The sequence below is a fragment of the Streptomyces sp. NPDC088732 genome (genome assembly GCF_044751205.1).
Classification (GTDB): Bacteria; Actinomycetota; Actinomycetes; order Streptomycetales; family Streptomycetaceae; genus Actinacidiphila.
Genome location: NZ_JBIVLI010000019.1, coordinates 38,073 through 64,167, shown reverse-complemented (window position 1 = coordinate 64,167; position 26,095 = coordinate 38,073). Strand labels below are relative to the sequence as shown.

Annotated in this window: 22 protein-coding genes; 12 read left to right on the top strand and 10 right to left on the bottom strand. The window is 73.4% G+C overall.

Annotated features, from left to right (window positions below; all coding sequences use genetic code 11):
• Window positions 1-150 precede the first annotated feature (150 nt).
• Window positions 151-1,812: a hypothetical protein gene (locus ACIP9H_RS29255; RefSeq protein ID WP_401595828.1), complete on the top strand. Its 1,662-nt coding sequence runs from the start codon at window positions 151-153 to the stop codon at window positions 1,810-1,812.
• 139 nt (window positions 1,813-1,951) lie between these two features.
• Here the strand turns inward: ACIP9H_RS29255 and ACIP9H_RS29250 are convergent, their stop codons facing one another.
• The 8 genes from ACIP9H_RS29250 to ACIP9H_RS29215 form a co-directional block, all read right to left on the bottom strand.
• Complete coding sequence (locus ACIP9H_RS29250) at window positions 1,952-5,374, bottom strand: phosphodiester glycosidase family protein (protein WP_401595826.1); 3,423 nt, start codon at window positions 5,372-5,374, stop codon at window positions 1,952-1,954.
• A 243-nt stretch (window positions 5,375-5,617) separates the two neighbouring features.
• On the bottom strand, window positions 5,618-7,654 hold the full coding sequence (locus ACIP9H_RS29245) for a glycosyl hydrolase family 28-related protein (RefSeq protein WP_401595824.1): 2,037 nt from the start codon (window positions 7,652-7,654) through the stop codon (window positions 5,618-5,620).
• Window positions 7,655-7,869: 215 nt separating this feature from the next.
• Complete coding sequence (locus tag ACIP9H_RS29240) at window positions 7,870-9,051, bottom strand: GDSL-type esterase/lipase family protein (protein ID WP_401595821.1); 1,182 nt, start codon at window positions 9,049-9,051, stop codon at window positions 7,870-7,872.
• A gap of 52 nt (window positions 9,052-9,103) precedes the next feature.
• Window positions 9,104-10,090: a zinc-binding dehydrogenase gene (locus ACIP9H_RS29235; RefSeq protein ID WP_401595819.1), complete on the bottom strand. Its 987-nt coding sequence runs from the start codon at window positions 10,088-10,090 to the stop codon at window positions 9,104-9,106.
• A gap of 98 nt (window positions 10,091-10,188) precedes the next feature.
• The gene (locus ACIP9H_RS29230; protein ID WP_401595817.1) at window positions 10,189-10,632 is read right to left on the bottom strand and encodes an SHOCT domain-containing protein; all 444 of its coding nucleotides are present in this window, start codon (window positions 10,630-10,632) and stop codon (window positions 10,189-10,191) included.
• A gap of 70 nt (window positions 10,633-10,702) precedes the next feature.
• Complete coding sequence (locus ACIP9H_RS29225; RefSeq protein WP_401595815.1) at window positions 10,703-11,197, bottom strand: hypothetical protein; 495 nt, start codon at window positions 11,195-11,197, stop codon at window positions 10,703-10,705.
• Entirely contained in the window at window positions 11,194-11,748 is a 555-nt protein-coding gene (locus ACIP9H_RS29220) for a GNAT family N-acetyltransferase (protein ID WP_401595813.1), read from the bottom strand. Before ACIP9H_RS29220 ends, ACIP9H_RS29225 begins: the two co-directional genes overlap by 4 nt.
• A gap of 56 nt (window positions 11,749-11,804) precedes the next feature.
• A complete protein-coding gene (locus ACIP9H_RS29215; RefSeq protein ID WP_401595810.1) occupies window positions 11,805-12,380 on the bottom strand; it encodes a TerD family protein in 576 nt (191 codons plus the stop codon).
• Between the two features lie 134 nt (window positions 12,381-12,514).
• Here ACIP9H_RS29215 and arfB point away from each other — a divergent pair, with 134 nt between their 5' ends.
• Window positions 12,515-12,958: an alternative ribosome rescue aminoacyl-tRNA hydrolase ArfB gene (arfB, locus tag ACIP9H_RS29210; RefSeq protein ID WP_401595807.1), complete on the top strand. Its 444-nt coding sequence runs from the start codon at window positions 12,515-12,517 to the stop codon at window positions 12,956-12,958.
• 18 nt (window positions 12,959-12,976) lie between these two features.
• Here the strand turns inward: arfB and ACIP9H_RS29205 are convergent, their stop codons facing one another.
• Entirely contained in the window at window positions 12,977-13,450 is a 474-nt protein-coding gene (locus ACIP9H_RS29205; protein ID WP_401595887.1) for a flavin reductase family protein, read from the bottom strand.
• Window positions 13,451-13,882: 432 nt separating this feature from the next.
• On the opposite strand from ACIP9H_RS29205, the gene cdgB reads away from it, so the two are divergent.
• The 4 genes from cdgB (at window position 13,883) to ACIP9H_RS29185 (ending at window position 18,283) form a co-directional block, all read left to right on the top strand.
• A complete protein-coding gene (gene cdgB / locus ACIP9H_RS29200) occupies window positions 13,883-15,526 on the top strand; it encodes a diguanylate cyclase CdgB (protein ID WP_401595805.1) in 1,644 nt (547 codons plus the stop codon).
• Window positions 15,527-15,648: 122 nt separating this feature from the next.
• Window positions 15,649-16,842, top strand: coding sequence for a sensor histidine kinase (locus ACIP9H_RS29195; protein ID WP_401595802.1), 1,194 nt, complete (start codon window positions 15,649-15,651; stop codon window positions 16,840-16,842).
• A gap of 88 nt (window positions 16,843-16,930) precedes the next feature.
• Entirely contained in the window at window positions 16,931-17,635 is a 705-nt protein-coding gene (locus ACIP9H_RS29190) for a response regulator (protein ID WP_401595799.1), read from the top strand.
• 90 nt (window positions 17,636-17,725) lie between these two features.
• Window positions 17,726-18,283 carry an HD domain-containing protein gene (locus ACIP9H_RS29185; protein WP_401595797.1) on the top strand — a complete coding sequence of 186 codons (558 nt, stop codon included), beginning with the start codon at window positions 17,726-17,728 and terminating at the stop codon, window positions 18,281-18,283.
• Between the two features lie 299 nt (window positions 18,284-18,582).
• Here the strand turns inward: ACIP9H_RS29185 and ACIP9H_RS29180 are convergent, their stop codons facing one another.
• Entirely contained in the window at window positions 18,583-19,713 is a 1,131-nt protein-coding gene (locus ACIP9H_RS29180) for a threonine aldolase family protein (RefSeq protein WP_401595794.1), read from the bottom strand.
• Window positions 19,714-19,814: 101 nt separating this feature from the next.
• Between ACIP9H_RS29180 and ACIP9H_RS29175 the strand changes: the two genes are divergently transcribed.
• The 6 genes from ACIP9H_RS29175 (at window position 19,815) to ACIP9H_RS29150 (ending at window position 26,076) form a co-directional block, all read left to right on the top strand.
• Complete coding sequence (locus ACIP9H_RS29175; RefSeq protein ID WP_401595792.1) at window positions 19,815-20,804, top strand: Rossmann-like and DUF2520 domain-containing protein; 990 nt, start codon at window positions 19,815-19,817, stop codon at window positions 20,802-20,804.
• Window positions 20,801-21,655: a pantoate--beta-alanine ligase gene (gene panC, locus ACIP9H_RS29170; protein ID WP_401595789.1), complete on the top strand. Its 855-nt coding sequence runs from the start codon at window positions 20,801-20,803 to the stop codon at window positions 21,653-21,655. Before ACIP9H_RS29175 ends, panC begins: the two co-directional genes overlap by 4 nt.
• Window positions 21,652-23,424 carry an L-aspartate oxidase gene (locus tag ACIP9H_RS29165; protein ID WP_401595786.1) on the top strand — a complete coding sequence of 591 codons (1,773 nt, stop codon included), beginning with the start codon at window positions 21,652-21,654 and terminating at the stop codon, window positions 23,422-23,424. The genes panC and ACIP9H_RS29165 overlap by 4 nt, the downstream gene beginning before the upstream one ends.
• Window positions 23,421-24,446 carry a carboxylating nicotinate-nucleotide diphosphorylase gene (gene nadC / locus ACIP9H_RS29160; protein WP_401595783.1) on the top strand — a complete coding sequence of 342 codons (1,026 nt, stop codon included), beginning with the start codon at window positions 23,421-23,423 and terminating at the stop codon, window positions 24,444-24,446. The genes ACIP9H_RS29165 and nadC overlap by 4 nt, the downstream gene beginning before the upstream one ends.
• Window positions 24,446-25,243, top strand: a complete 798-nt coding sequence (locus ACIP9H_RS29155; RefSeq protein ID WP_401595780.1) for a type III pantothenate kinase — start codon at window positions 24,446-24,448, stop codon at window positions 25,241-25,243. Before nadC ends, ACIP9H_RS29155 begins: the two co-directional genes overlap by 1 nt.
• 128 nt (window positions 25,244-25,371) lie before the next feature.
• Window positions 25,372-26,076: a hypothetical protein gene (locus ACIP9H_RS29150; RefSeq protein ID WP_401961612.1), complete on the top strand. Its 705-nt coding sequence runs from the start codon at window positions 25,372-25,374 to the stop codon at window positions 26,074-26,076.
• Window positions 26,077-26,095 lie beyond the last annotated feature (19 nt).

Here is a 26,095-nt window from a genome sequence, read left to right as displayed (position 1 = left end):
GCGGCGCAAACCTCGTGGATGGCCTGCGAACGCGTGCGCTAATGTGCTCGGGCCCGACTTGGACGCGACTGCCGTGGAGCCAAGTCCGGCCAGCTGCGCCGGCGTTGCTGCCGGGTGCCGCATCGCATGTCTTCTCTGGGGGGAAACGCTTTGCGACGTTCCATCATGCTGTCCGCCGCGATCTCGACGGCACTCGGTGTGTCGGCCTTCGCGGCCACCACGCCGGCTCAGGGGGCCACCACCCCCGCACCGCCCGTGTTCATCACTTCCGGGGACTACCAGCACCCCGGCACCCTGATGGTCCGCACCTCGTCCGACACCCCGGTCACGAGCGTGACCGCCCACTTCTTCCCGAAGGGCAGTCCGGAGGGAACGCCGGAAGCCGGGTCCACCAGTGACTTCAGCATCATCGGCGATCCGGCGGCGAAGGCCTTGAAATGGCAGACCGCCGTGCACCTGCCGCAGCACGGCGAATACCGGATCGCCTACGACTTCACGGACGCGTCCGGTGCCACGTTCACGGGTCTGAGCCATGCGAAAGACGTGCTCCACTACCAGACGGCCATGAGGATTCCCGACTTCGCCGTCACGCCGACCGCACCGGACTACACGCACCAGCGGGTCACCGTCTCGGGCACGCTCATCGCCGAGCCGCCGGGTGACCCGGCCGCGTCCGTCCCCGCGGCGGGGGAGAAGGTGGAGATCTACACGGGCCGCGCGGACATCCAGGTGGTCACGGGTCCGGATGGGCGGTTCACGGCCGAGTTCGTGCCCAAGGACCGCGCCTCCACGGTGTATGCCGAGCAGTGGGGTTCCGACACTGATCCCCAAGCGCTCCACCCGGTGTCGTCGTTGGTGTACATCTCCACGGTGCAGTCGCCCACCAGGGTCTCGGTGAACACGCACACCTTGAACCTCGCCCAGGGTGCCACCGGCACGGTCACCGGTCTTGCGGAGATCCAGACGCCCGAGGGCTGGCGGCCCCTGCCCGGCTCGCGGATCGCCTACACGAACGGCCCGAGCGCGACCGAACTCGGCAGCGCGTACACCGACAGCCACGGCCGGTACACCTTGAAGGTGCCCTCGACCGGTGCCGCCCTCGCCGGCAAGGTGGTGCTGGCCGGTGACGACGAGCCGTTCGCGACGATGTCGTCCCAGCCGCTGACCGTCCATGTGGCGTTCAAGACCGCGCTCAACGCCACCGTGAGCCTCGACGACCGGTCCCGGCTCCATGTCACGGGTTCGCTCAACCTCAAGGACAGCCGTGCGCACTGGCCCGCCAAGCCGGCCGTCGTCCTGGACTACTCCAAGAACGGCAAGACCGGCTGGAAGGCCGTGGCGACGCTCCCGGTGACCGTCCGCCACAACAAGGCCGGTGTCGCGGAGACCTTCGGGCAGAGCCGTACGGCCCCATCCGACGGCTACTGGCGCGTCCGGTTCCAGGGCAACCCCGATCTCGCCTCCGCGGTCACCCCGATCGTTCACCGGCACCGGCTGACGACCCGGATCACCGGCTTCAAGGCTTCGCCCAAGTCGGTGCGGAAGGGCGAGTGGACCTACTTGACGGGCACCCTTCAGTACCGGGAGGGCACGGCCTGGAAGGGGTTCCGCGACAGCCAGGTGTCCCTGTACTTCCGGCCCCGTGGCGCCAAGAGCTACCGGTACGTGCACGCCCTGGGCGTCGACAAGGGACACATCGCCAATCTGGAACGGGCGACGCAGGACGGTACGTGGGCCGTGGTCTTCGACACGGCGACCGGAAGCGGCTTCCTGGTCAGCAACACGGCCACCACCTACGTCGACGTGCGGTAACACCCGTCGGCCCCCGCTGACGGCAGAACGCCCCGGACCGTGGATCGGTCCGGGGCGTCCTGCTGTCGGCGTTCACGGCCCCACGGCCGCCGCACGGGCCTGGTGGGCCGGGGAGGCGGAACCGTGCGCGGTCAGTGGGTTACTTGACCGTGATCTGAGCCGTGCCCGTGACGCCGCCGCTGGTCACCGTGATGGTGGCCGTGCCGGCGCGGTGGGCCCGCAGGCGGCCGGTGGTGGGGTCCACCTCGGCGACCTTGGTGTTGCTGGAGGACCAGACGTGGGACGCCGGGTCCGCGATCGGCATGCTGAGCGGGGCGATGTTGTCGCCGCCGGTCTGGAGGCCGGTCGCGGTCAGGGTCACCTCGTCGTTGCGCTCCATCGGCGCGGTGGGCGCCGTGACGGCGATGGACGCCAGGGAGGGCTCGACGGAGTACTGCAGGTTGCCGTCGGTGCCGATGCGGATCAGGCCGAAGTGGTAGAAGCCGCCCTGGTCCGCGGGGGCGTACGCGGGCATGCCGAGGTCCGCGAAGGCGAACTGCGGGATGCCGCCCTGAGCGGTGGTGGTGCTGCGGCCCTCGGGGTCGAGGATCTGCTCGGAGAAGCCGCGCGCGTGGCCGTACATCATGATCACGTGCTGCGCCGGGTGCGACTGCTGGAACTTCTGCACCAGCCGCATGTACATGCGCGCCTCCCAGCGGTCCGTGAACTGGCTGTTCGCGGCCGGGTGGGGGTCGTAGGCGGGCATGTGGGTGACGACGAGCACGTCCTTGGCCGTGGCGTCCGTCAACTGCTGGACGAGCCACGGGTACTGGGCGCCGGTCGGGTCCTGGAACGGGTCCGAGGACTGCAGGCTGCCGTGCGAGTTGTCGGTGACGATCAGTCGCGCCGCGCCCTGGCTGTAGGCGTAGTGCGTGTCACCGAAGGTGTCGCTGTAGTTGCCGTTCTCGGAGTCGGCGCCCTGCGTGATCTCGTGGTTGCCGACGATGTCGCGCTCGGGGATGCCGAGGGCGTCCATCTTGGACTTCGCGAACTGCAGGTCGGCCAGCTTGCCGTCGTCGGCCATGTCGCCGAGGAACTGCGCGGCGTCCGGGTGGGCCTGCGGGCTCAGGGCGGGCAGCCGCTTGGCGATGGAGTCCATCACGTTGCTGCTGACCGAACCGGGGTCGCTCGCGAGCATGTGGGCGTCGTCGCCGGCGAGCAGGGTGCTGCCGCTCTTGGCGAAGTCGTCCGCGTTCTCCTCGAACTTCAGCCAGGACGGGTTGTCCGGGATCGCCTTGTAGTCGGGGACCGTGACCGGTCGCGGCGAGTACAGGGCCTGCAGGCCGGAGACGTTGAGCGTGCCGCTGTAGGCGGTGCTCGGGCTGATCGCCAGGAAGTCGATGAAGCTGATCGTCAGCGGGAACTGCATGCCGGCGGGCAGCTGCGCGACCGCGAGGTGCCAGCCGTTCCAGGTCACGAACGTCGGGTACAGCGTGGTCGACGAGCCGTTGACGTTGATGTACTTCTCGGCGAGCTCGATCCCGTTGCCGTCGCCCTTGATCCACACGCCGATGCCGGTGGGGACGTGACCGCCGTTGGTGTCGGTCTTCAGGGTGACGTTGGGGGACAGCACCAGCTGCTTGACGCCGGAACCGGCCGGCATCGAGTAGTCCAGGCGCAGCGACGCGGACTCGGTGGAGCCCGGCGGGACGACGCCCTGCTCGGTGGACAGGGTGGCCGGCTTGCCCGTGGTGTTGTTGCTGAGCCGCCACACGCCCGTGCTGTTCATCGGGTCGATGGTCTTGCTGACGCTGCCGACCGCGACCGAGGCGGTGGCGGTCCGGCCGCCGACCTTCGCGGTCACCTCGGCGAGGCCGCCGTTGTTCGCGTCCGCGGTGAACACACCGTGCGCGTCGACGGTGCCGAGCGAGGACGGGGTGACCGTCCACTCGGCCGCGTCGGCGGAGATGTCCGTGGTGCGGCCGCTCTTGACGGTGCCCGTCAGGGTCAGCTGCTGGGTGCCGCCGTTGCCCATGTCGACGGTGTCGGGCGACAGGGACAGGTCCTTGAGCTCGGCGGCGACCTCCAGCTTCTCGGAGGTGGTGCGGCCGTCGCTGGTGGCGATGACCTCGCCCTCACCGCTGGTGTGCGCGGTGAGCCTGCCGTTCTCGTACGAGGCGAGCGACGCGGGCTCGACGCGCACGTCCACGGTGCCTGTGGTCGGGTTGGCGACCTTGTCCGTGGCGTACACCGACAGCGGGATGGTGCTGCCGGGGACGGTGGTGATGCGGTCGCCGCCGTTCACGACGACCTTGTGGGCCTCGCCGGCCTCCTTCTCCGTGGAGTAGAAGAAGATGCCGTTGGCGACCGGGCGCTCGGTGTTGCCGGGCTGGTCGGACGGGGTGTTGACGACCTCGGTGCGCGTGGCGCCGGGGGCGCGCACGGCCATCGTGGTCGAGCCGCCGCCGTCGAAGAGCATCGCGGTGTCGGCGCCGTGGGCGACCATGTAGCCCGCGACCTGGTCGCGGGTCACGCCGAAGGCGCGGGTGGCGCCGCCCTGGCCGTCGACCGCGACGACGATGGCGTGCTTGCCGTCCTTGGTGATGCCGACGGCGGTCTCCGGGTTGGCGCCGCTCGGCGGGGTGCCGGTCGGGTCCTTGTAGACCTTGCCGTCCTTGACCAGCGTGTCGACGCCGCTGACCAGCTGCGTGACATCGTTGTCCGGGGACAGCCGCGTGGTGATGCCGACCGTGTCGCCGGTGTGCAGGTTCGCCGACAGCCAGGTGCCGCCGGCCCCGCCGCCGAGCAGGCCCAGCTGGTCCTTGCCGAGCTGCGGGAGGGAGGTCACGCCGGTCTGCACGCTGTCGACGGTGAAGCCGCCGTCGGCCGTGTGGCCGAGCACCAGGGTGCCGTTCGCCAGACCCGTGGCGGCGCCGAGGTCGGAGGTGACCTCGGTGATGCCCCCGGACGTCAGGTCGCCCACGGTGTTGACCGAGGTGAGCGCGCGGGTCGCGGCGCCGTCCGTGATGGTCCCGGAGAAGGCCTCGGGGCCCATCACCATGGAGCCGTCGGGGCGGACGCCCAGCTGCGAGGCGAAGCCCGGCTTGGGGCTCTTCAGCAGGCGGCCGTCGGTCACCACGCCGCCGAGCGGACGGCCGCTCGCGTGGATCTCGAAGTAGTCGCCGTTGACGCCCGCGACCGCGTGGGTGCGGTTGGCCATCGACGAGACCGTCTCGTCCGCCGGGTTGGTGAGGGTGTCGCCCGCCTCGACCATGCCGACCCGCAGGTTCGGGTCGGTCAGGTCGGCGCTCAGCACCTGGACCTGCTGGCGGCCGCCGACGGTGTCGTAGGTCTCGCTGTAGTGCTCCAGACCCTGGGTCACCGTCTCGCCCGGGGTGCGGCTGTAGTCCACCACGAGCGGCCAGTTCTCCGGCGTCTGCGGCAGCCAGTCCGGCGTGGCGGCCTGGTCCTGCGCCGCCCCGTCCCCGGAGGTTCCCGAGGCGGTGGCGGCACCGGTGACCGAACCGGCCAGAGCCAGCGCCAGCGCGGTGACCACCGCGGTGCGGCGTGCGCCGGCTCCCACGGATCTCTTCCCGCGAAGTGTCATTGCGTGTGTCCTTATGAGTGTCCTGCCGGTCGAACACCGGCTCGCGTACACACGACACCCGCATGGCGAAGGACAGATGGCCGATTGCGGGTCTTCAGATGACCCACAGGAGTGGCACGTCTATGGATTCGGTCAAATATTGGCCGGATCTTGGTGTGTCCGCGCCCCCGTACCACACGGTGCGGTACGGGGGCGCGGAGAGGGTCGGTTCGGTCGCGGCTACCAGGTGGAGGGCGCCGGCGGGACGACCACCGGCGGACGGTCGTCGCAGGTGATGGTGTTGGGCAGCTCCCAGGAACCGAGCCAGGGCCCGGTCGTGCCGCCGCCGTCGTTGCCGCCGAGGTCGTTCAGCGTGAACTCCGAGCCGGTGGCGGGGAAGTTGAACGAACCGCAGTTGTTCACCCCGACCGCGCCCACATTGCGGGCGTCGACGTTCTCGAAGGACGCGGAGCCGGCGGCGCGCGCGCTCACCACGGAGGTGCCGGTGCCGTCGACCCGAATGTCCTTGAAGTGCACGTTGCTGATGGAATAGGCGTCCTTCACCGGGAAGTCGGAGACCAGCATGATCGCGTTGTAGGTGTTGTCGAGGAAGTGGTCGCCGGTCACGCGGATGTCGGCGTCGATGGACTTCTCCAGCGCGTAGAACCAGATGGCGCCGAGCCCGATGTTCCAGTTCAGCTCGTAGGTGCCCGCCCGCACTGTGGTGTTGTCGGTGATCCACAGATGCCCGGCGAACGGCTCCGCGCCGAAGCGGGAGCCCACTTGGAGGGCGCTGCCCTCGCGGATCGGGTCGGCGATCAGGTTGCCGGAGACCGTGTTGTCCGTGCCGCCGTAGATCGCGATGCCGTTGGCGAGCACGGGGGTCTGCACCGTGTTGTGGTCGAAGGTGTTGCGGGCGTTCGCGGTCTTCTCCGACCACATGGCCAGCCCGTCGTCCCCGGAGTTGCGGACGAAGTTGTTGCGGACCACCGAATCGGTCACGCCGGTGTGGAAGTTGAGGCCGTCGGCGATCTGGTCGGTGATGACGTTGCCCGTGATGCGCAGGTTCGACATCGGGCCGTCGAACCACATGCCCACCTTGGTGTGGTGGATGTACAGGCCCTCGATCGTGGAGTCGGAGAGCGCGCCGCCGATGCCGTTCACCTGGTCGGTGTCGATGCGCTCGCGGACGTCGCCCTCGATCGCGAAGCCCGACAGGTGGACGTCGTGGCTGCCGCCGGCCGAGGCGTCCTTGCCGTAGAAGCCGACCCCGGTGTGCACCGATCCGTCGGGCGCCGGGGTGCCGAGGGCGACCTCCTTGCCCTTGATGACGGTGTACCAGCTGCCGGCGCCCTCGATCGTCACGTCGTCCACCACGATGTGGCGATTGACCTGGTACGTCCCCGGCGGGATGTAGACCTTCAGGTGCGCGCGCCGCGCGAAGGCGATCGCCTTGTCGAGGGCGCCCGCGGAGTCCCGCCGCCCGGTCGGGTCGGCGCCGAAGGCGAGCACGTTCGCGGCGACGAGGGCGATCCGCGGGGCGCCCACCAGCTGCGAGTCCAGCAGGTCGACCGTCGTCGTCACGGCCCCGGCGCGGGCGGGGACGGTCAGCCGGATCTTCTCGCCGGCCTTGTACGTCCGGCCCAGCAGCAGGCGCTGCTCGTCGTAGAAGTGGTTCGGCCGGAACGGCTTGGCGATCACCGGTGTCGGGGTGGTGGCGTTCGGCACGCAGCCGCACTCGGTGATCCACCAGTCGTCGTGGAGCAGGCCGGCCTGCGGGTCGTTGGAGAACGGGTACTGGTTGTAGAGCCAGGCGTACTGCGAGGTGAGCGTCATCGTCCGGCGGCCCTGCCCGCCGGCCGTCACGTCGAGCGGCGCGGTGATGCCGCCGCCGCCCGGCGCGTCCGGGATGCTGTACCGCACGGTGATCGCGTTCGCGGCGCTCGGGAGGGTGAACTCCACGTACTGGCCGCGCTCCAGGGTCACCGCCTTCCGCCCGGACGCCTCCGCGGGGAGGGTGTAGGCACTGCGGCCGCCGATGACCGTGCCGTTCGTCGCGGCGTTCTCCGCCTCCTGCTCGGCGAACCCCGGGTCGGCGCCGCGTCCGGCGACCAGCGCCGGATCCAGTGCCGCCCGGGTCACCACGGGGCCGGCGGCCTTGGCCGCGCCGGTGCCCGCCTGCGCGGTCCCGCCGAGCCCGAGCCCGATCCCGGCCGCCGCGGCGACCACCGCGACCGTTCTTCGCCAGGTGTTCCTGCTCCTGCTGCTCCCTGCCATCCCCAGCTCGTTTCTCTCGTAGGCGCGACCGCCCTGGACGTGCGAGGCGGAGCGGACGTCGTGAGGTGAGGCGACAGTAAGGACCCGGTGGACGGCTCCACAAGGCTCCTGCGCGATGTTTTCGGCACACTGATGATGAAGTGCGGATCTCTGTCTGTTTCTTGCGCGGCTTACGTGAATCGTTGCGACCACGCGAGCGGGCGGGGGGAGGTGCTTCAGCGGTCCGAGAAGGGCCCGCCGGGACCGAAGGCACGGGCGGCGAAGCGGCGGCCCATACGGCGGTAACCGGCCGCGTTGGGGTGCAGGCAGTCCGGCAGGTCGGCCACGTCGCCCGGGCCGAACAGCTCGCGGCCGTCCAGGTAGTGGAGGCCGCGGTCGCCCGCGGCGGCCCGTTCCGCGACGATACGGGCCAGCTCCGCGCGGATCACGGTCAGCGTCAGGGCGCCGCCCGGCACGTCCCCCGGGTCGCCGAGGGCGACGACGCGCGGCCCGGCGGCGGAGAGACCGGGCGCGGTGGGCCCCGGGGTGGTCTCCACGGCGGGGCAGCTGATCGGGGAGACGACCAGCAGCGGGGTGCCGGGATGGCCCTCGCGGACGGTGTCCAGGAAGCCGTGCACCGCCGGCCCGAACGAACGCAGCCGGAAGGCGGCCTGGTTGACGATGTTGATGCCCAGCTTGAGGCTGATCAGATCGGCCGGCAGGTCCCGGATCGTCCGGGCGACGTACGGGTCGAGCATGGCGTTGCCGCCGAGCCCCAGGTTCAGCAGCTCGGCCCCGGCGAGGGCCGCGGCCAGCGCCGGCCAGGTCGCGGTCGGGGAGTCGGCCGCGGCGCAGTGGCTGATGGAACTGCCGTGGTGGACCCAGCGCGGGCGCCCGGTCGGCCGCGGCGGGAGCACCTCGGCGTCCGCCCGCAGCCCGACCACTTCCGTACGGGTCTGCTGGGGCAGCCACAGTTCGAGGTCCTTCTCGCCCTCCGGCAGGCCCGCGAAGCGCACCCGGCCCGGCCGCCCCCGCTGCCGGCGCGCGGGCGGCGCGAAGAGGTCCGGCTTGTGCAGGACATGGCCGCGCGGGGCGGGCCGCGTCCCCGCGTACACGCCGTCCACGGTCAGGTCGACCGCGCCCGCGGGCAGCGGCTCCGGGCTGCCGTCGAGCTGCCACACCGAGGTCAGCAGCTCCAGTTCGACGGCGCGGGCCGCGGTACGGAACGCCAGCCGCACGCCGGACGGCAGCGCGGTGACCTCGTCCATGAAGACGTCCGGGTACTGCGAGCGCGTCCACGCGGGCAGCCGGCGCGGCAGCAGACCGGCCTCGGTGCGCTCCAGGTCGAGGGCGCCCCGGAACTCCACCGGCCCGCCGTCGAGCGGGATCTCGCGCAGGGTGCGCAGGGCAGTTGTCATGATTTCTCCCTGCCCGCGACCCGCGCCCTGCACACCGCGGCGCCCCGGCCCGTCAGGGGATCAGGACGACCTTGCCCGTCGTGCCCCGGGTCTCCAGCGCGCTGTGGGCGGCCGCCGCGTCCGCGAGCGGGAAGCGGTGGACCGTCGGCCGCAGCCGTCCGGCCGCCGCCTCGGCCAGGGCCTCCTCCTCCAGGGCGCGCAGGCCGCCGGGACCGCCGGCCCGCGCCATCGCGGGCCCGAGGACCACCGCGGAGGTGATGCCGCGCGCGGCCCGTTCCTCCTCGGGCAGGGCCGGCGACCCGCCGGAGGCCCACCCGTACACCACATGCCGCCCGCCGCGGCCGAGCAGGCCGACCGCCCCGCGCCCGAGGTCCCCGGAGACCGCGTCGAAGACGACGGTGGCGGCCCGCCCGCCCAGCGCGGCCCGCGCGGTGTCCGTCCACCCGTCCGCGGTGTAGTCGACGGCCGCGCCGGCGCCGGACTCCCGGACCCGCGCGGCCTTCGCCGGGCCGCCGGCGAGCCCGAGCACGGTGGCCCCGGCGTTCCGGGCGGCCTGGACGAGCAGGGTGCCGATGCCGCCCGCGGCCGCGGTCACGACGGCCACGTCCTCCGGCCCGAGAGGGGCCTGCCGCAGGATGCCCATGGCCGTACGGCCGGTGCCGACCATGGCGACGGCCTCGGCGAAGCCCAGCCCGTCCGGCAGGACGTGCAGCCGCTCGACGGAGGTCACGGCGCGTTCGGCGTAGCCCCCGGGCACCATGCCCAGGTGGGCGACGACACGCCGGCCGAGCCACTCGCGGCCGGTGCCCTCCCCGACCGCGTCGACGGTGCCGGCGACCTCGCGCCCGGGGACCGTCGGCAGGTCGGGCAGCGGATAGGGCCCGTCGAAGGCGCCGGAGCGCAGCGCGGTGTCGATCACGTGGACCCCGGCCGCGGCGACCGCGATCCGCACCTGCCCGGGGCCGGGTTCGGGGTCCGCGGTCTGCTCGTACCTCAGGTTGGCGGCGGGGCCGAAGGCATGGAGACGGATGGCGTGCACGAAGTGCCCCCCAGGGAGATGCGGACAGATGTGCGGGCGGCCGGACCGGGTCCGCACCGCCCACTGTTCGTCCTCAACCGTGCTTGAGGTCAACCGCGTCACGCGAGGATGCGCGCCTTGGCCTTCTGGTACTCGTCCTCGGTGATGTGCCCGTTGCTCTTCAGGTCGGCGAGCTTGGCGAGCTGGTCGACCGGGCTCCCGGCGGACGCGTGCGCACCTGCCGTGCCCGCCGTACCGGTGGAGCTGCCGTCACCGCCGCTCGCGGCAGCCTCCCGGACGTACTGCTTGAACGCCGCGTCCGCCTCCTTGACCTGCTTCTGATCGCGTTCGGCCATGCTCTTGCCGCGGGCGATCACGTAGACCAGCACACCGAGGAACGGCAGGAAGACGAGGACGATGATCCAGCCCGCCTTGGCCCAGCCGCTCAGCGAGTGGTCGCGGAACAGGTCGCCGATGATCCGGAAGAGCAGGAAGAACCACAACACCCAGCAGAAGATCAGGAGCATGGTCCAGAACAGGTTCAGCAACGGGTAGTCGTCCATGGCCCCAGTGGACGGCGGCCCCCCGGGCGCCGCACTCCGGATGCGCCCGTCCGGGCGATCCGTGGACGGGTCAGACGCGCGGGAAACGGGCCTGCAGGTCCCAGATCGCCGGGTTGGCGTCCAGGCCGTCGTGCAGGTCGGTGAGGTCCGCGACCAGGTCGTGCAGGAAGTCGCGGGCCTCGCGCCGCAGGTCGCTGTGCGCGAAGGCGAGCGGCGGCTCGTCCGGGGCCCAGTCGGCGACGACGTCCACCCAGCCGAAGCGGCGCTCGAAGCGCAGCCGGTCGGTCGACTCCGTGAAGTCCAGTTCCGCGTGCTGGGGGCGGGCCGCGCGGCCGCCGAGCGGGTCGCGGTCCAGCTGCTCGACGATGTCGCACAGCGCCCACGCGAAGTCCAGGACCGGGACCCATCCCCAGGCTGTGGACAGTTCGCGGTCGGCCTTGACGTCCGCCAGGTAGACGTCACCGCAGAACAGGTCGTGGCGCAGGGTCCGCACGTCCGCGGTGCGGTAGTCGGTCTGCGGCGGGTCGGGGAAGCGGCGGGAGAGCGAGTAGCCGAGGTCGATCACCCGCCGATGGTACGTGCCGGCCCCGCGGGCAGGTCCTTGTGCAGGACGGCGCAGGGGCGGCCCCTCTCGCGGTCCTCGCGGTGGTCCACGACCCGGTAGCCGAGCGCCGTCCAGAAGGCGAGCCCGCCGGGGTTGCCTTCGAGCACCGCCAGGCGCACCCCGTCCCGCCCCGCGGCGCGCAGGCGCTCCTCGACGCGTCCGGCGAGCTCCCGGCCCAGGCCCGTCCGCTGCCGGCCGCCGTGCACCATCAGCAGGCCGATCCACGGGTACGGGTCGAGCGGGTCCGGGTGCTCGGCCAGGGTGACGGCGAGGCCCGCCAGGGCGCCGTCGGCCGCGCCACGGGCGAGCAGCACCTCCGCGGCGGGGTGCGCCCGCTCGGCGTCGAGGGCCGCGGCGACCTGGTCCGGGGTGACGCGGTCCGGGTCCGGGAAGTCGCCGCTCGCGCGGTGGAAGGCGGCGTTGGAGGCGTACAGCTCCGTCAGCCCGCCGAGCAGGGCGCCGCCCAAGGGGATGCGGGGCGCGAGGGGTTCGAGCGGTGCGAGCAAGGACATGCCCCGCACGCCGGTCGCGTGCGGGGCACCAGTCGCCCGGTTGTCGGCGGGGTCGTTCAGAGAGCGACGCCGAAGTCGGTGGCGATGCCCGCCAGACCCGAGGCGTAGCCCTGGCCCACGGCGCGGAACTTCCACTCGGCGCCGCTGCGGTAGAGCTCGCCGAAGACCATGGCGGTCTCGGTGGCGGCGTCCTCGCTCAGGTCGTAGCGGGCGATCTCGGCGCCGCCGGCCTGGTTGATGATGCGGATGTAGGCGTTGCGGACCTGGCCGAAGTTCTGGGTGCGCGTCTCGGCGTCGTAGATGGAGACCGGGAAGACGATGCGCTCGAGGTCGGCGGGCAGCGCCGCCAGGTTGACGTTGATCGCCTCGTCGTCGCCCGCGCCCTCGCCGGTGCGGTTGTCGCCGGTGTGGACGATGGACTGGTCGGGGGTCTGCTTGTTGTTGAAGAAGACGAAGTGGGCCTCGGAGTAGACCTTGCCGCCCGTGTTGAGCGCGATGGCGCTGGCGTCGAGGTCGAAGTCCGTGCCGGTCGTCGTGCGGACGTCCCAGCCCAGGCCGACCGTGACGGCCGTCAGGCCCGGAGCTTCCTTGGTGAGCGAGACGTTGCCGCCCTTGGACAGGCTTACAGCCATGGGAGTCCCCTCCGTGATGTCGGTCGTACGTGCCGACGCTGACGCTACCTTCACCGGGGTGAACGCGGTCAGGGGCGCGCACGGTTCCTTAACGGCGCGAAAACCCTGTGACGGGGGCGCCCCCTGCCGGGATCATGGGGAGCATGTCCGGATCGCTGCCGCTCGTCGTCCGCGGCTCGGTCTCCGTCCCGGAGGCCGAGCTCCAGTGGCGTTTCTCCAGGTCGTCCGGGCCGGGCGGCCAGCATGTGAACACCTCCGACAGCCAGGTGGAGCTGCGCTTCGACCTGGCCGCCACGGAGTGCCTGCCGCCGGTGTGGAAGGAACGCGCCCTGGAGCGCCTCGCCTCCCGCCTGGTGGGCGGTGTCGTGGTCGTACGGGCCTCGGAGCACCGCTCGCAGTGGCGCAACCGGGAGACGGCCCTGACCCGTCTCGCGGCGCTGCTCGCCGAGGCCACCGCGCCGCCGCCGAAGGTGCGCCGGCCGACGAGGATCCCGCGCGGGATCAACGAGCGGCGGCTGCGGGAGAAGAAGCAGCGCGGCGAGACCAAGCGCGGGCGCGACCCGCGGGGCTGGGGCTGAGCCGCGCGGGCCCCTGGCTCAGCTCAGGTGCCGGTAGCGGCCGCGGAAGTACACCAGGGGCGCGCCGTCGGCGCTGGGCGTGCGGGCGGCCAGCACCCGCCCGACCACCAGGGTGTGGTCGCCGGCCGTCACGCGCTGGTCGGTCTCGCACTCCAGGACCGCCAGGGCCCCGCCGAGTACGGGCGCGCCCGAGGCCTCGCCGCGGTAGTAGGCCACGTCCTCGAAGAGCAGGCGGTCGCTGATGCGGCCGCGCATCGCGAAGCGCCCGGCGATGTGCCGCTGGCTCTCGCTGAGCACGGAGACGGCCCAGCGCGGGCAGCGCTCCAGCACGTCGTCCATCCGGGAGTTCTCGCGCAGGCTCACCAGCACCATCGGCGGGTCCAGGGAGACCGAGACGAAGGCGGTCGCGGTCATGCCGACGTCCTCGCCGTTCGGGCCGTCCTCGGGGTCGTGCGCGGTCACGAGGACGACACCCGCGGCGAGTCGGCTCATCGCGGCGCGGAAGGCTTCGCCGTCCACGGCCGGGGGCTCTGGCTCGGAACCGTCGGGCACGGTCCCAGGATGCGGGATCACGGGCGGGGAGGTGATTGACTGTGGCACGCCACGACGCTAGCCGTACGGACGCCGGACCCGCATCGGACTTGGGATCGAGCCTGGTCCTAGGACCTCCCCCCGGACCGCGATTCCGCCGTCCGACCCCCGCTCACCTGGCCGCTTGTGTTCAATGGGTGAGGCGCCCCCCGGCGGGCTCTACGCTGCGTGATCGGAACACGACAATCATCTGTGACTTGAGTCACAGGTGACATGAATTGTTGACCCTGTGTACCGGTCGTGGTGCTCGCTGTGATTCAGTTGCGGTGGGAATCGGACCACAACGGACCACAAGCAGTCTCAGGAGTTGTCGTCGAGGGCCCGGGAGAGCGCATGGACACCGAGTCGGAGCCGTATGTCCGCCTCGCGACCCTGCGCCAGGTGCACCAGGTGGTGGCGGACCTCAACACCGGGCGCAGTCTCGCCGACACCCTGCAGGCCGTCGCCGACGGGGTGGTCAAGGGGCTGGGCTTCGAGCTGGCTGTGGTCAACCTGGTCCGCCCGGACAGCGACCTGGTGGTCGCCGCCGTCGCCGGGAGCGCCGCCGCCGAGGCCCTGATGGCCGGACGCGTGGGCTCGCGCGCCTCGTGGGAGCGCCGGCTGAGCATGGGCGAGCACTGGGGCGCGCTGCGCTTCATACCCCACCACGAGGGCTGGGTGCTGGACGGCGACGACGTCCCCAGCTGGCCCGGCGACGGGCCGTTGCCCCGCTTCCCCGACGAATGGCACCCCGAGGACCGGCTGCTCGCCCCGATGTACGCCAATCCCTCCGGGGCCGGCGAACTGATCGGCGTGATCTCCGTGGACCGCCCGGTGGGCGGCCGCCGCCCCGGCCCCTGGGGCCGCGAGGCGCTGCAGATGTACGCCTTCCAGGCCGCCATCGCCATCAGCAACGCGCGTCTACGTGCAAATATGCAACGCGCGCTGGTCCGCCTGGAGCGCGAGCAGCAGGCCCTGCGCGCCAGCGAGGAGAGCTTCCGGCAGGCCTTCGAGTACGCCCCCAGCGGCATGGCCGTCGCCGAGATGGGCGGGGACCAGCACGGCAAGCTCGTGCGGACCAACGACGCGCTGTGCCGGCTGCTCGGCCGCCCCGCGGCCGTGCTGCGCCGCCACTCCTTCGCCGACCTCGTCCACCCCGAGGACGTCGGCGTCCTGCTGCGCACCAGCGCCGAGGGCGGCCGCGCCGAGCTGCGGCTGCAGCGCCGCGACGGCTCCTACCTGTGGGTGAGCCTGCGCAACTCCGTCGTCGCCGACACCGCTGACGGCCCCCGCTTCCTGCTCACCCACGTCGAGGACATCGAGGAGCGCAAGGGCCGCGAACTGGCCCTCGCCCACCGCGCCAGCCACGACTCGCTCACCGGCCTGCCCAACAGCGCGGAACTGCGTGCCCGGCTGTCCGGCAGGATCTGCTCCCGGCCGCAGGCCCCGGACGCCGACGGCCACACCGCCGCGGACGCGGGCGACGAGTTCGCGTACAGCTACGGCTTCGACCCGATCGAGGGCGGCGTGCCCCCGCTGGCCGGCTACGACCACCACACGCACACGGTCCCGCCTGCCGACGACCCCGAGGGCGGCAAGGGCCTCGCGGTGCTCTTCTGCGACCTCGACGGCTTCAAGTCGATCAACGACCGGTTCGGCCACCACACCGGCGACGCCGTCCTCATCGAGGTCGCCCGCCGGCTCACGAGCGCCGTACGCGATGGTGACACCGTTGCCAGGCTCGGTGGCGACGAGTTCGTCGTCCTCGCCGACGGCCTGGGCCGCGAGGACGCCGAGGACCTCGCCGTGCGGCTGCGGAACGCGATCATCCCCCCGATCCGCTTCGAGGGCCGGGCGGTCCGGGTCGGGGCGAGCTTCGGCATCGGCTGGGCGGGCTGCGGGATGACCGCCGACGAGGTGCTGCACTCCGCCGACCAGCGCATGTACATCGAGAAGCGGTCCCGCAACGGCACGCGCAGCCACCGCCGGGCCGGCTGACCGGTCCCGCACCCCGCGCCCGATTCCTCCTCCCCGACGGCCCCACGTCCAACCTGCGGAGTACCCGGGATCGCTCTGCCGGTTGACTCCCGCACACGTGCGGCGTGCCTACGCTGGGTTACGTGCAGCGTCTCTACGACTTCCTCCGCCGGCACCCGACATGGGTCGACACCTTCTGGGCCGTCGCCCTGCTCGGGTTGTCGAGCCTGTGGATGGCGGCGGGGGACCTCGCACCGGACACGCGGGCCGCGGCCATCCCGCTGTCGCTGGCGCTGTCCCTGGTGGTCGCGCTGCGCCGCCGGGCACCGGAGCGGATGCTGCTGCTGACGATCGTGGTCGGCGTCGCGCAGCTGGTGGCCGATGTCCGGGTGAACCCGGGCGACTTCGCCATGCTCGTGATCATCTACACCGTCGCCGCCAACAGCGCGCTCTGGGCGTCCCGGCTGGCCCTGGTCGGCGGCCTCCTGGCCTCGCCCATCGCGTCGGTGCGCTGGCCCGACGACCGCCAGAGCGGCTGGGCGCAGATCGTCGGGGCGGTCTTCGTGGCCATCCCCTTCGCGCTGGCCTGGGTCATCGGCGACAGCCTGCGCACCCGGCGCGCCTACTACGCGGAGCTGGAGGAGCGGGCCGCCCGCCTCCAGCGCGAACGCGAGGCCCAGTCGAAGGCCGCGGTCGCGGCCGAACGCGCCCGCATCGCCCGGGAGCTGCACGACGTCGTCGCGCACAATGTGTCGGTCATGGTCGTCCAGGCCGACGGCGCGGCCTATGTGCTGGACGCCTCGCCCGAGCAGGCCAAGCAGGCCCTGGAGACCATCTCCAGCACCGGCCGCCAGGCGCTCACCGAGATGCGCCGGCTGCTGGGCCTCCTGCGCACCGGGGACGCCGCCGGCGGCGAGTACGTCCCGCAGCCCGGTGTCGACCAGCTCGGCGACCTCGTGGAGCAGGTGCGCGGCGCCGGACTGCCGGTGGTCTTCGAGGTCGAGGGCGACTCGCGCCCGCTGGCCAGCGGCGTGGAGCTGACCGCGTACCGGATCGTCCAGGAGGCCCTGACCAACACCCGCAAGCACGGCGGCCCGGACGTGCGGGCCAATGTGCGGCTCACCTTCCGCGACAGCGAACTGGCCCTGCTGATCGAGGACGACGGACGCGGCGCCCAGCAGGAGCTGTACGAGTCGGGCGGCGAGGACGGGCAGGGCCAGGGCCTGATCGGCATGCGGGAACGGGTCGGCATGGTCGCCGGCACCCTCGACGCCGGCCCGCGGCCCGGCGGCGGCTTCCGGATCAGCGCGGTGCTGCCCGTGAAGGCCGCGCGGTAGCGGCGGCGTGCCGGGCCGGCCGGCGCAGGACCCGACAACCCGAGACAACCCGACACGACCCGACCCAGGGAAAGAGGCACCGCTACCCATGGCGATCCGCGTGATGCTCGTCGACGACCAGGTGTTGCTGCGCACCGGCTTCCGCATGGTGCTGCAGGCCCAGCCCGACATGGAGGTCGTCGCCGAGGCGGGTGACGGCGCGGAGGCCGTGGAGACGCTGCGCTCCACCGCGGTGGACGTCGTGCTGATGGACGTCCGCATGCCCAGGCTCGACGGCGTGGAGGCGACCCGGCTGATCTGCGGTGCCGCCGACGGCACCGCGCCCCGTGGCCGGGAGCCCGGCGACGGCCCGCGCGTGCTGATCCTGACCACCTTCGACCTCGACGAGTACGCCTTCTCCGCGCTCAAGGCGGGCGCCAGCGGCTTCATGCTCAAGGACGTCCCGCCGGACGAACTGCTGGCCGCCATCCGGGCCGTCCACAGCGGCGACGCGGTCGTCGCGCCCAGCACCACCCGCCGCCTGCTGGACCGCTTCACGCCCCTGCTGCCGAGCGTGTCGCAGCCGACCCACAAGGAGCTGGACCGGCTGACCGACCGCGAGCGCGAGGTGCTGCTGCTGGTCGCCCAGGGCCTGTCCAACGGGGAGATCGCCGCGAAGCTGGTGCTCAGCGAGGCGACCGTGAAGACGCACGTCGGCCGCATCCTCACCAAGCTCGGCCTGCGCGACCGCGTGCAGGCCGTCGTCCTGGCCTACGAGACCGGCCTCGTCAAGGCCGGCGGCGGCGCAGGGTAGCCCCCTGCCCGGCATGCGGCGGATCGGGTGATACCGGGCGGACGTCCGGCGTACACCCGCCGGACGGATCGCTGGGGCAGCGTGACGGCCATGAACCGGGATCACACGCCGTCCTCCGTCGACGGGCTCATGGCACTGCTGGCCGACTGCGAGGACGCCTGGGACACCCCGGACCGCTCCGGCGACCCGGTGGACATCCTCGACCACGGCCTCCAGGTCGCCGCCGTCCTCGCCGAGCGCCACCCCGGCGACGAGGAACTCCAGGTCGCCGGTCTCGTCCACGACATCGGGCACTACCTGTACCCCGGGGACGAGGCCGGCCACGGCGAGCACGCCGCCGCGGCCGTCGCCGGCCTCCTCGGCGAGCGGGTGGCCCGTCTGGTCGCCCTCCACATCCCGGCAAAGCGCTACCTGGCGGCCACCGACGCCGCCCTCGCCCTCTCCCCGGAGAGCGCCCGCACCCTGGGCTGCCAGGGCGGCCCGATGACGCCGGGGGAGGCCGCCGCCTTCGAGGCCGCCCCCGACTTCGAGGCGGCGGTCGCCCTGCGCCGCGCCGACGACGCCGGCAAGATCGTCGGCTTGCGGGCGCCGGGCCTCGGCCACTGGCGGCCCGTCGTCGAGCGGGTCGCCGCGGCGGCGGCCCGCTAGGGCCGGGTTCGACAGCTCGGCGCTCCCAAGGACCGGGGGAGTCGCCCGCATCGTCCGAGCGGTCCGGCCGCGCCGACCATCGCGCCGACGAGGCCGGCAAGATCGTCGGCCTGCGGGCGCCGGGCCTCGGCCACTGGCGGCGCGCCAGGGCCGGGTCCGACCGTTGGGAGGCGCCCCCCGGCGGGTACTTCCCCGGCTTTCCGCCGGGGAGAGCCGCCCGCATCGTCCGAGCGGCTGCGCCTTGCGGCGCACCGCACCTGGGGGAGCCGCGGGATCTGCCCTCCGGGTCGAAGCCGGCCCTAGGAGTCCTTGCGGACCTCGCGCACGAAGCCGAGGAAGTCGTCCACGGCGCCGGCGACGTCCTCCGCGTCCCACTCCAGGGCCGAGGCGGCGACCGTCACCTCGGTCATGGCCGTCCCCGGTGCCTCGCCGGCCGACCAGCGGCCGAAGAGCGCGGTGCGGGTCTGCTCCGCCTGCCGCACGCCCGCCTCGTTGAGCACCTCGGGCGCCTCGGCGAGCCAGACCTGGAACTGGTGGGTGTGCGGCACGTCCGGGTGCACCTGGGACCAGCCGGCCTGCGCCAGGCTCCGGCGCAGGGCCGCCGCGACGGTCTTGGCATGGGCCACGTACTCCGGCAGCCGGGGCAGTTCGCGGTCCAGGCCGTCCAGCGCGGCCAGGACGGTGGGCCACTGCTGGAACAGCAGCCCGCCGTAGCGGTGGCGCCAGGCGCGGAACTCGGCGGCCAGGTCGGACGGGGCCGCCAGGGCGGCGCCCGCGACACCGCCGAGCGACTTGTAGAACGAGACGTAGACGCTGTCGGCCAGGCCCGCGATCTCCTCCAGCGGCTTCCCGAAGTGCGGCGGGCACTCCCACAGCCGGGCGCCGTCGAAGTGGACGACCGCGTCGCGCTCGCGCGCGGCCTCCACGACCGCCGTCAGGTCCTCCCAGGAGGGCAGGACGAAACCGGCGTCGCGCAGCGGCAGTTCCAGCATGAGCGTGCCGAAGGGCTCGTCCAGCTCGCGTATCTCCTGGGCGTCCGGCAGCCGCCGCGCGGTGGTCGGGTGCACGGTCCGCAGCCCGCTGAGCGCCGACAGCGCGCCGCGCTCGTGCCGTTCGGGGTGGGCCAGCGGGTGCAGGGCGACGGTGGGGTTGCCGGTGCGGCCCGCCCAGCAGCGCAGCGCGACCTGCTGGGCCATGGTGCCGGTCGGGAACCAGACCGCCTCCTCGGTGCCGAGCAGCCGGGCCACCCGCTGCTCCACCTCGGCGACGACGCCGTCGCCGTACATGTCGGTGGGTGCGTCCAGCCCGTCCCGGGCCGCCAGCCGGGTCAGCCGCTCCCGCATCGTGGGGTACTTGCCGTGCGACAGCACCCGGTCGCTGGCGTTGACGGCGGCGATCCGCCGCGCCTTCTCGTCGTCCACAGAGGTCATGCCCCGATCCTGCCGTGCCGGAGGGAGCCGGGGAACATTCGCGTAGCATTGACGAGAACGTCCGGTACCCCCGCGAGGACTGGAACGGAAGGCAAGCCAGCGTGAACGCATCGCACTCCCCGGGGCCCCTGCCCCCCGACGTGGAGGCCCGCCCCGCGCGGCTCACGGTCGGCGTCGTCGGCGCGGGGCGGGTCGGTCCCGCGCTCGCGGCCGCGCTGCGGATGGCGGGGCACCGCCCCGTCGCCGCGTCCGGTGTCTCCGACGCCTCGCGCCGCCGGGCCGCCGCGCTGCTGCCCGACGTGCCGCTGGTGGAGCCCGCCGAGGTGCTGGCCCGCGCCGACCTGGTGCTGCTGACCGTGCCTGACGACGCGCTGCCGGACCTGGTGACGGGGCTCGCCGGGACCGGGGCGGTCCGGCCGGGCCAGCTGCTGGTGCACACCTCCGGCCGGTACGGCACGGGCGTCCTGGCCCCCGCCCTGCGCGCGGGCGCGCTGCCGCTCGCGCTGCACCCGGCGATGACCTTCACCGGCACCTCTGTCGACGTGCAGCGGCTGGCCGGCTGCTCCTTCGGCGTCACGGCCCCGCAGGAGCTGCGGATGGCCGCCGAGGCGCTGGTCATCGAGATGGGCGGCGAGCCCGAGTGGATCGAGGAGTCGGCCCGGCCGCTCTACCACGCGGGCCTGGCCATCGGCGCCAACCACCTGGTCACCCTGGTCGCGCAGTCCATGGAACTGCTGCGCGCCTCCGGCGTCGCCGAGCCCGGCCGGATGCTCGGCCCGCTGCTCGGCGCCGCCCTCGACAACGCCCTGCGCTCCGGCGACGCCGCGCTGACCGGCCCCGTGGCCCGCGGCGACGCCGGTACGGTCGCCGCCCATCTGGCCGAACTGCGCGTCCACGCGCCGGAGATGGCGGCCTCCTATCTCGCGATGGCCCGCGCCACCGCGGACCGGGCGCTGGCCGGCGGCATGCTGAAGGCGGAGTTCGCCGAGGCGCTGCTCGGCGTCCTCGCCGACGGAACCGGCGGCACCGGCGGAACGGACGGAACCGGCGGGCCCGGTGCGGCCGGCGGCGGGGATCGGGGAGAGCGATGACGGAACTGGTCCACACCGCGCGCGAGCTGAGGGCGGCCGTCGGCGGCCGGTCCGGCGCCACGGGCGTGGTGATGACGATGGGCGCCCTGCACGAGGGCCACGCGACCCTGGTCCGTACCGCCCGCGAACGGGTCGGCGACGGCACCGTGGTCGTCACCGTCTTCGTCAACCCGCTCCAGTTCGGCCCGAACGAGGACTTCGACCGCTACCCGCGCACCCTCGACGCCGACCTGAAGGTCGCCGAACAGGCGGGCGCGGACGTGGTGTTCGCCCCCTCGGCGGACGAGGTGTACCCCGGCGGGCAGCCCCAGGTGCGGATCAGCGCCGGGCCGATGGGCGAGCGCTACGAGGGCGCCTCCCGCCCCGGCCACTTCGACGGGATGCTCACCGTCGTCGCCAAGCTGCTCCACCTGACCCGGCCCGACATCGCCTTCTACGGCCAGAAGGACGCCCAGCAGCTCGCCCTGATCCGGCGCATGGCCACCGACCTGAACTTCCCCGTCGAGATCGCCGGTGTCCCCACCGTGCGCGAGCCGGACGGCCTGGCCCTGTCCAGCCGCAACCGCTACCTCTCGGAAGGGGAGCGCCGCACCGCTTTGGTGCTGTCCCGCGCCCTGTTCGCCGGCCGTGACGCCGCCGGGCGGGGGCCGGAGGCCGTACGGGCCGCCGCCCGGGCGGTCCTGGACGGGGAACAGGGCGTGGGCGTGGACTACCTGGCCCTCGCCGACCCCCGCGACTTCTCCGAGGCGGCCCCGGACCACACCGGGCCGGCGGTGCTCGCCGTCGCCGCCCGGGTCGGCGCGACGCGACTGATCGACAACCTGCCACTCGACTTCGGAGGCGCCCTGTGAGCTCCACCGGCATACGGCTGCTCGCCCCCGCGCCCGGCTGGGCGCACGAGGCCGACGTGGTGGTGGTCGGCTCCGGCGTCGCCGGGCTGACGGTCGCGCTGCGCTGCGCCGCGCAGGGGGCCAGGGTCACCGTCGTGACCAAGGCCCACCTCGACGACGGTTCCACCCGCTGGGCCCAGGGCGGCATCGCCGCGGCCCTCGGCGAGGGCGACACCCCGGCGCAGCACCTGGACGACACGTTGGTGGCGGGCGCCGGGCTGTGCGACGAGGAGGCGGTCCGCGTCCTGGTCACCGAGGGCCCCGACGCGGTGCGCCGGCTGATGGCGACGGGCGCGCACTTCGACACCAGCGAGACCACCGGCGAGGTTCTGCTGACCCGCGAGGGCGGCCACCACCGCCGCCGCATCGCGCACGCGGGCGGCGACGCGACGGGCGCGGAGATCTCCCGGGCCCTGATCGAGGCCGTACGCGAGGCCAGGATCGAGTTCATCGAGAACGCGCTGGTCCTGGATCTGCTCACCGACGCCGACGGCAACACCGCGGGGGTGAGCCTGCACGTCATGGGCGCGGGGCAGCGCGACGGGGTCGGCTCGGTCCGGGCCCGGGCCGTGGTGCTGGCCACCGGCGGCATGGGCCAGGTGTTCTCCGCGACGACCAACCCCGCGGTGTCGACCGGTGACGGCGTGGCGCTGGCGCTGCGCGCCGGGGCGGAGGTGTCGGACCTGGAGTTCGTGCAGTTCCATCCGACGGTGCTCTTCCTCGGCACGGACGCCGAGGGCCAGCAGCCGCTGGTCTCCGAGGCGGTGCGCGGCGAGGGCGCCCACCTCGTGGACGCCGACGGCGTGCGCTTCATGCTGGGGCAGCACGAGCTGGCCGAGCTGGCCCCGCGGGACATCGTCGCCAAGGGCATCACGCGCAGGATGCAGGAGACCGGCGCCGACCACATGTTCCTGGACGGCCGCCATTTCGGGGCCGAGATGTGGAGCAAGCGCTTCCCCACGATCCTGGCCGCCTGCCGCGCCCACGGCATCGACCCGGTGACCGAGCCGATCCCGGTCGCCCCGGCCGCGCACTACGCCTCCGGCGGCGTCCGCACCGACCTGCACGGCCGTACGACCGTGCCGGGCCTGTACGCCTGCGGCGAGGTCGCCTGCACCGGTGTGCACGGCGCCAACCGGCTGGCGTCGAACTCCCTGCTCGAAGGGCTGGTCTTCGCCGAGCGGATCGCCGCCGACATCGCCGCCCGCCCGGCGGACCCCGGCGCCCCGGTGATCCCGGCCCCGAGCCGCTTCCCGCTGCTGCCCTCCGAGGCGCGGTACGCGATCCAGCGGATCATGACGCGCGGGGCGGGCGTGCTGCGCAGCGCCGCCAGCCTGGAGGAGGCGGCCGGGGCGCTGCACCGGATGTACGCCGACGCCGCCGAGCTGCTGGAGCGCGACGGCAAGACCGCCGAGCCCTGCGTGGAGACCTGGGAGGCGTCCAACCTCTGCCTGGTCTCCCGGGTGCTCGTCGAGGCCGCCCGGCGCCGTGAGGAGACCCGCGGCTGCCACTGGCGCGAGGACCGGCCGGAGCGGGACGACGCCGCCTGGCGGCGGCACATCGTCGCCACCCTCGACCCGCCCGCCTCCCGCGGCCTCCGGCCGGGCGGGGCGGTGCCCGCCGCACCCGCTACTCTCACCATCCGCACCACCGACACAGCGGACTTCGCCCCCGGCCCCCGGCCCGGGGGAGCCCACCCGACCCGCCCTGGAACGGAGCAGCAGCGATGAGCACGCCCGAGCACCCCCTCCTGCAGATCGGCGGCCCGAGCGGCGGCGGGGGCGGTGGCTGCGGTGACGGCTGCGGCTGCGGCGCCGGCGACGAGCACGGGTACGACCCCCACGAGTGCGGCCTCGACCCGGGCCTGGCCCAGCTGCTGGCGGAGTCCGGCCTGGACCCGGTGCTGGTCGAGGACATCGCGCACATGGCGATCGAGGAGGACCTGGACGGCGGGGTGGACGTCACCACCGTCGCCACGATCCCCGAGGACGCCTTCGCCACCGGCGACTTCACCGCCCGTGAGGCGGGCGTGGTGGCCGGGCTGCGGGTCGCCGAGGCGATCCTGTCCGTGGTGTGCGACGACGAGTTCGAGGTGGAACGGCACGTCGAGGACGGCGACCGGGTCGAGGCCGGCGAGGTGCTGCTCTCCGTCCGCAGCCGGACGAGGGACCTGCTGACCGCGGAGCGCAGCGCGCTCAACCTGCTGTGCCGCCTGTCGGGCATCGCCACCACGACCCGCCGCTGGGCGGACCTGCTGGAGGGCACGAAGACCCGGGTGCGCGACACCCGCAAGACCACCCCGGGCCTGCGCGCGCTGGAGAAGTACGCGGTGCGCTGCGGCGGCGGCGTCAACCACCGCATGTCGCTGTCGGACGCGGCGCTGGTCAAGGACAACCACGTGGTCGCCGCGGGCGGCGTCGCGGCCGCCTTCAAGGCCGTGCGGGACGCGTTCCCGGAGCTGGCCGTCGAGGTCGAGGCCGACACCCTGCACCAGGTCCGCGAGGTCCTGGAGGCCGGCGCGGACCTGATCCTGCTGGACAACTTCACCCCCGCCGAGACCGAGGAGGCCGTCGCGCTGGTCGCCGGCCGCGCCGCGCTGGAGTCCTCGGGCCGGATCACCCTGGAGACCGCCCGGGCCTACGCCGAGACCGGTGTGGACTACCTGGCGGTGGGCGCCCTGACCCACTCCTCGCCGATCCTCGACATCGGCCTCGACCTGCGCGCCGAGGGCGAAGGGCCGGAGTGGGGCTGATGCTTCTCACCATCGACGTCGGCAACACCCACACCGTGCTGGGGCTGTTCGACGGGGACGAGATCGTCGAGCACTGGCGGGTCTCCACCGACCCGCGCCGTACGGCGGACGAGCTGGCGGTGCTGATGCAGGGCCTGATGGGCATGCACCCCCTGCTCGGCGAGGAGCTCGGCGACAACATCCACGGCATCGCGATCTGCTCGACGGTGCCCTCCGTGCTGCACGAGCTGCGCGAGGTGACCCGCCGCTACTACGGCGACGTCCCCGCGGTCCTCGTGGAGCCCGGGGTGAAGACCGGGGTCCCGGTGCTGGCCGACAACCCGAAGGAGGTCGGCTCCGACCGGATCATCAACTCGCTGGCCGCCGTGCACCTGTACGGCGGCCCGTGCATCGTCGTGGACTTCGGCACGGCCACCACGTTCGACGCGGTCACCGCGCGCGGCGAGTACGCGGGCGGTGCCATCGCCCCCGGCATCGAGATCTCGGTGGACGCGCTCGGGGCGCGGGGCGCGCAGCTGCGCAAGGTCGAGCTGACCCGGCCGCGCAGTGTCATCGGCAAGAACACCATCGAGGCGATGCAGTCCGGCATCCTGTACGGCTTCGCGGGCCAGGTGGACGGCGTGACCGAGCGGATGGCCCGGGAGCTGGCGGACGACCCCGACGACGTCACCGTCATCGCCACCGGCGGCCTGGCGCCCCTGGTGCTGGGCGAGTCGGCGGCCATCGACGTCCACGAGCCGTGGCTGACGCTCATCGGGCTGCGCCTGGTCTACGAGCGCAACGTCCAGGCGCCCTGACGGGCATCCGACCGGATCTGACGGGCGCCCGGCGGGCACGGGGCGGGCTGTCTGGCGGCCGCCGGCACGGCGCGCCCGGGCATATCTGGTTACGCGTATTTTGTCCGCTTAGTACGTAAAGTCAGTGCATGCCCACGCCACACGGGTCCCGAGGCGGAATGGCGTTCAGCGCGGATGAACTGCGCGTGCTCCGGCGCGCCCTCTCAGCGGCCCTCCAGTCCAGCACCACGACCCCCACGCCCGACGATGTGCGGGAGTATCTGCGTCTTGTCGAGGACGTGGACGAGGCGGCCCGGGAGGCCGGGCGGCTGCGCACCTTCCTGCTCGCGGAGCTCGCCCGCTACCGGGCGGCGCTGCCCGGCAGCGCGGCCGGCTACCTCGAACGGCTGACCGGTGCGCTCGACACGGGCTACGTCCCCGTGCCGGACGACCTTGCGGCGCTGCGCATGCTGCGCACCCATCCGTCCTCCGCGGCCGAGACGCACCGCCGGTACGGCGTACTGCGCCGCTGCGAGCACCTCGCGGAGCTGGACGTCCGCGCCCGGCTCGCGGCCCGCATCCCGGCGCCTGCCGCGCCGCCCGTCACGGCGCGCCCGGGGCGCACCAGGCTGCGTGCCCTGCCCGGCGGCCGGACCGCCGCCGACGACCCCGCGGAACGCGGTGGGGGCCGGGAACCGAAGCCGGCGCCGCGGCCGGACCCGAGAACGCCGCCGGCCGATCCCGGCAGCCCCGAGCACGAGGAGCCCAAGCGCAAGGTGCCCACCCCGGCGGAGATCTTCCCGCCGCGCCGGCGCACCCCGCCCCGGCCGCCGGAGCAGCTCGCCACGGGCTGACCCGGTTCCTCAGGGCCGG